Annotated in this window: 1 protein-coding gene; it reads left to right on the top strand. The window is 73.1% G+C overall.

Going from position 1 to position 6394, the window contains the following annotated elements; translation table 11 throughout:
- A partial coding sequence (locus ACZ6EG_RS33940) for an amino acid adenylation domain-containing protein (RefSeq protein ID WP_469610484.1) occupies positions 1-6394 on the top strand: 6394 nt, incomplete at both ends.

Raw genomic sequence — 6394 nt, forward strand, 5'->3', positions numbered from 1 at the left:
GCACCCCGCACCCCCCACGAAGAAGTCCTCTGCCACCTCTTCGCCGACATCCTCGGCCTGGAGCGCGTCGGCATCGACGACAGCTTCTTCGACCTCGGCGGCGACAGCATCATGTCGATCCAGCTGATCAGTCGGGTCCGTCGAGCCGGACTGAGCTTGTCGGCTCGGGACGTCTTCGAGCACAAGACGGTCGAGGCGCTCGCGCCGCTCGTCGTCGTGGACGACCCGCAGGGCGGTGCCGCCGCGGAAGAGGACAGCGCCGGCATCGGTGCCGTGCCGCTCACGCCCGTCATGCACTGGCTCGCCGATCGCGGGGGGCCCGTCGACCAGTTCAACCAGGCCGTCGTGGTGCGCGTACCGGCCCGGGCTGATCGCGAACGACTGGTCATCGCCGTACAGAAGCTGCTCGACCGCCATGACGCACTGCGTCTTCGGCTTCGTACGGACGACGCGTGGACGCTCGAAGCACTGGACGTCGGGCGCGTGCCCTCCGCGGACGCGGTCCTGAGCCGGGTGGACGCGTCCGAGGTGGACGGTCAGGCGCTGGAGGACCTGATGCGGGCGGAGGGGGAGCGGGCGCGGCGAGCGCTCGACCCGGCCTCCGGTGCGCTGGTCCGGGCGGTCTGGTTCGACCGTGGCCGGGAGCTTCAGGGACGACTCCTGCTGGTCGTGCACCACATCGCGGTGGACGGCGTGTCCTGGCGCATCCTCGTGCAGGACCTGGAGGAGGCGTGGCAGGCGCTCTCGGAGGGACGCGAGCCCGTACTGGGGCAGGTGGGCACCTCGTTCCGGAGCTGGGCCCGCAGGCTGACCGAGGCCGCACCGGGGCGGGAGGGGGAGCGGCCTCTGTGGCAGCGGACCCTGGCCGGACCCGACCCGCTGCTCGGTGACCGTCCCCTGGACCCGGCGCGCGACACCTTCGCCACCGCGCGCACCCTCGAACTGCGGCTGTCCTCCGAGGCCACCCGCACCCTGCTGGGTGTGACGCCCGCGCTGTTCCGGGCCGGCGCTGACGAGGTGCTGCTCGCGGCCTTCGCGACCGCGGTGACCAGGTGGCGGAGCGAACACGGCGCTCCCGCGGCCGATGACGTGCTCCTTGACCTGGAAGGGCACGGCCGGGTGGAGGAAGCCGCACCCGGCGCCGAACTGTCGCGCACGGTCGGCTGGTTCACCAGCATCCACCCGGTGCGGCTGGCACCCGGGGACGGGCGGAACGGCGCGTCCGACCCGGGTACGGTGCTGAAGCGCGTCAAGGAACAGCTGCGTGCCGTACCCGACAAGGGTCTCGGCTTCGGGCTTCTGCGTCACCTCGTCCCGGGAACGGCATCCGGCACCGAGCTGGGCCGGATACGGCCCCAGATCGGGTTCAACTACCTGGGCCGGATCGCCGGCGCGGCCCCGGAGGGCAGTGCCGAGGCCGCGGACTGGACGGCCGTTCCGCTGGCCGGTGCGATCGAGGACCCCCGACTCGCCCTGGCACACACGGTCGAGGTCAACGCCGCCACACGCGACGGCGAGCACGGCCCCGAACTGGTCGCCTCCTGGACCTGGGCCGGTGAGCTGCTGGACGAAGCGAGCGTGCGGGACCTGGCCGAGGGCTGGTTCCGGGCGCTGGAAGCGACGGCCGAGCACAGCCGGACCCCCGGAGCGGGCGGTCTGACCCCGTCCGACGTGCTCCTGACGGGCATCACGCAGCCCGAGATCGAAACGCTGGAGGCACAGGCAGCACAGGCAGTCCAGCCCCAGGTACTGGAAGACGTGCTGCCGCTGTCCCCCTTGCAGGAGGGACTGTTCTTCCACAGCGCCTACGACGACTCGGCCCCCGACATCTACACGGCCCAGCTGGCCGTCGACATCGAAGGCGCCCTCGACACCGACGCCCTGCGCGAGGCCGCGCGGGAGGTGCTGGGGCGGCACAGCGCCCTGCGCTCGGCCTTCCGCAGGACGGCTTCCGGGCACGCCGTGCAGGTCGTGGTGAGCGATCCGCCGCTGCCGTGGCGGGAGGTCGACCTGACCGGCGCGGACGAGCCGGACCGGGAGGCCGCGGTGGCCCGCGTCCTCGAAGAGGAGTACGGCACCCGGTTCGACCTGGACCGGCCCCCGCTGCTGCGCTACGTGCTGCTGAGACTCGGCGCGGAGCAGTGGCGCCTCGTCCTGACGAACCACCACATCATCCTCGACGGCTGGTCCTCACCCGTGCTCGTACGGGAACTGCTCGCCCTGTACGCGCGGCGGACCGACCGGGACACCGGCGCCGCCGGCCTGCCACGGGTCCGGCCGTACCGGGACTACCTGGCACACCTGGCCGACCGGGACCGGGACGCCGCCCGAGCCGCCTGGCAGGAGGCGCTGGCCGGGCTCGACGAACCGAGCCGGGTGGCTCCGGTGGGGTCGGGGAGGGCCCCGCTCGCCCCCGCACGGCTGGAGTTCACCCTCGGCGAGGAGGACACGGCGGCCCTCGCCGTACAGGCCCGGTCGTCCGGCGTCACCCTCAACACGCTGGTCGAGGCGGCCTGGGCGATCGTCGTCGGCCGGCTCACCGGGCGGGACGACGTGGTCTTCGGTGTCACCGTCTCCGGCCGTCCGGCCGACCTGGACGGCGCCGAGGACATGGCCGGCCTCTTCATCAACACCATCCCGCTGCGTACCCGGATCAACCCGTGGGAGACGGCCGCCGCGTTCGCCGGCCGGCTGCAACGGGAGCAGACGGCCCTGCTCGACCACCAGTACCTGGGCCTCACCGAGATTCAGCAGCTCACCGGCCTGGGGGAGCTGTTCGACACCTCCATGGTCTTCGAGAGCTACCCGTTGGACGCCGACGCCCTGGGCGCGCTGGCGGGGCGCTCGGGCCTGACGCTGACCGGGGCCACGAACCGGGACGCCACGCACTACGCCCTCGCGCTCGTCGCCGTACCCGGGACGCGCCTCGCGTTCCGCCTCGATCACCGGCCCGACCTGTTCGACGAGCGCGGCGCACGGTCGGTCGCCGACCGGTTCCTGGACGTGCTCCGCGACCTCGCCCACCGCCCGGGCGGCCCGGTCGGACGCGTGGACCTGCCCGCACCCGCACCGCGCGACCGGTTCCTCGCCCTGGCGACTGGGCCGACCCGCGCCCTGCCCGACGCGACGTTGCCGGATCTCTTCCGCACCCGCGCCCGCGACACCCCGCACGCGCCCGCCGTCGCCCACGAGGGCACCGTGCTGACGTACGCCCAGCTCGACGAGGCATCCGACCGGCTGGCCGGCCGGCTCGGCGCGGCGGGACTGGGCCCCGAACGGATCGCCGCCGTCTCCCTGCCCCGGGGCGCCGAACTCGTCGTCGCGATCCTGGCCGTCATGAAGACCGGGGCGGCCTACCTGCCGGTCGACCCCGACTACCCCGCGGACCGCATCGCCTACATCCTGCGCGACGCGGCGCCCGGCGCGCTGGTCACCACCCGCACGCTGGGCGAGCGCCTGGCCAAGATCGCCGGGACCGTCAGCGACGGTGCGGGCGAGGCGGCCGGCACCTCCGGCACAGCCGTGTCCGAGCTGCCCCGCATCCTGGTGGACGACCTCGGACAGGCCCCGGCCGCGTACGGTCACCCGACCTCACCGGACCGGGCCGCCCGACCGGGCAACCCGGCCTACCTCATCTACACCTCCGGTTCGACCGGCCGTCCCAAGGGCGTGGTCGTCACCCACGGCGGCCTCCCCAGCCTCGCCGCCGCGCAGATCGAGGCGTTCGGCGTCGAAGCGGACAGCAGGGTCCTGCAGTTCGCCTCGCCGAGCTTCGACGCGTCCGTCTCCGAGATCTGCATGGCGCTCCTGGCGGGTGCCTGCCTCGTCCTGGCCCCGCAGGAACGACTGATGCCGGGGGCGCCGCTGGCCGCCCTGCTCGACGAGCAGCGGATCACCCACGTGACCCTGCCGCCGTCCGCCCTGCCCTCGCTCCCCGAAAACGCCATGAGTACCGTCACGACCCTGGTCGTCGCGGGCGAGAGCTGCCCGCCCGACCTCGTCGAACAGTGGTCGCGCGGCCGGCGCATGCTCAACGCGTACGGACCGACGGAGGCGACGGTCTGCGCGACGATCAGCACCCCGCTCACCGGCCGGGCCACTCCCGCGATCGGCGCACCGATCACCAACTCCCGGACGTACGTCCTCGACTCCGCGTTGCGCCCGGTCCCCGACGGGGTCACGGGTGAGCTGTACCTCGCGGGCGCCGGCCTCGCCCGCGGCTACCTCGGACGCCCGGGCCCGACCGCGGAACGCTTCGTCGCCGATCCCCACGGACCGGCCGGCTCCCGCATGTACCGCACGGGAGACCTCGCACGGCGGACCGCACGGGGAGACCTGGAGTACCAGGGCCGCGTCGACGACCAGGTCAAGGTCCGCGGCTTCCGCATCGAACTCGGCGAGGTGCGCGCCACGCTGACCACCGCGACGCAGGTCGCCGACGCCTTCGTCATGGTCCGTGAGGACCGCCCCGGAGACCGCCGACTGGTCGCCTACGTGGTCCCGGACGACGATGCGGTCGTCGACCCCGCCGCCCTGCGCGCCCACGTGTCCGCGACCCTGCCCGCCCACATGGTCCCGTCGGCGTTCGTGGAACTCGACGCGCTCCCGCTGACCGCGAACGGCAAGGTCGACCGCAAGGGCCTGCCCATCCCCGAACGGGGCGGTGCCACCGCGGGCCGCAGGCCGCGCTCCCCGCAGGAGGAGATCCTGTGCGGGCTGTTCGCCGAGGTCCTCGGCGTCGCCGTGCCCGGCATCGACGACAGCTTCTTCGACCTGGGCGGACACTCCCTGCTCGCCACCCGCCTCGTGAACCGGGTGCGCACCACCTTCGGGGCCGAGATCCCGGTCCGCCGGCTCTTCGAACACCCGACGGTCGCGGGCCTGGCCGCCGTACTCACCTCCGCGGAACGGGCCGGCGTCCCGCTGACCGCCGGACCGCGCCCCGAGCACGTCCCCCTGTCCTTCGCGCAGCAACGCCTCTGGTTCCTCGACCGCTTCGAGGGACCGAGCCCCACCTACAACCTGCCGACCGCCCTCCGCCTCACCGGCACCCTGGACCGGAACGCCCTGAAGACGGCGCTCGCGGACGTGGTGGAACGTCACGAGTCCCTCCGTACCGTCTTCACGGGGGAGGCCAACGACGTCCACCAGACGGTGCTCTCCCCGGACCGGGCCCGCCCCGACCTCCCCGTCGAGCGGATCGAGCCGGACGACCTGCGGGACCGCCTCACCGACAAGGCCCGGCAGGGCTTCGACCTCGCCGAGGAGATCCCCCTCAAGGCGTGGCTGTTCGAGCTGGCGCCCGAGGAGCACGTCCTGCTCGTGCTGCTCCACCACATCGCGGGCGACGGCTGGTCCATGGGCCCGCTGGCCCGGGACCTGACCACGGCGTACGCGGCCCGGGTCGCCGGACGCGAACCGTCCTGGACACCGCTGCCGGTGCAGTACGCCGACTACACGCTGTGGCAGCGTGAGGTACTGGGCGCCGAGGACGACGCCGAGTCGACCGCCTCCCGTCAACTCGCGCACTGGAAGCGTGAACTGGCGGGACTGCCCGCCGAACTGGAGCTGCCCGTCGACCGTCCCCGCCCCTCGGCCCCCTCGTACCGGGGCGACTCCGTGCCGTTGAGCGTCCCGGCCGAGCTGCACCAGCGCCTCGAGGAACTGGCGCGCGCCCACGACTGCAGCGGTTTCATGGTCGTGCAGGCGGCGCTGGCCGTGCTCCTCTCCCGCCTGGGTGCGGGTACGGACATCCCGATCGGCTCGCCGATCGCGGGGCGCACGGACGACGCCGTCGAGAACCTGGTCGGGTTCTTCGTCAACACCCTCGTCCTGCGCACCGACCTGTCCGGCGACCCCACCTTCACGGAGCTTCTGGCCCGCGTGCGGGAGACCGACCTGACCGCCTACGCGCACCAGGACATCCCGTTCGAACGCCTCGTCGAAGCCGTCAATCCCGAGCGTTCCCCCTCCCGTCACCCTCTCTTCCAGACGGTCCTGGAGTGGAACAACGACGAGGAGAGCGCGGCACTCGACACAGTGGCCCAGCTCCCCGACCTGACGGTGACGACCGAACGCGCCTCCACCGGAGCGGCCAAGTTCGACCTCGTCTTCCACGTCTCGGCGGCCCGCGACGCCAAGGGCAACGCCGGAGGACTGTCGGGAGAGGTCGAGTACAGCGTCGACCTGTTCGACCGTGCGTCGGTGGAGTTGCTGGCGGAGCGGTTTGTACGGGTGTTGGGGGCTGTGGTGGGTGAGCCCTCGCTGCCGGTGGGCCGGGTGGAGGTTCTGTCTCCGCAGGAGCGGGCTGAGCTTGTGGCCGCGCCTGCTGCGAGTGGTTCCGCGCTCGCGGTTGATGCGGGGGTGACGTTGGTGTCGTGGTTCGCGCGGCGGG

Source organism: Streptomyces sp. NPDC041968 (assembly GCF_055589025.1).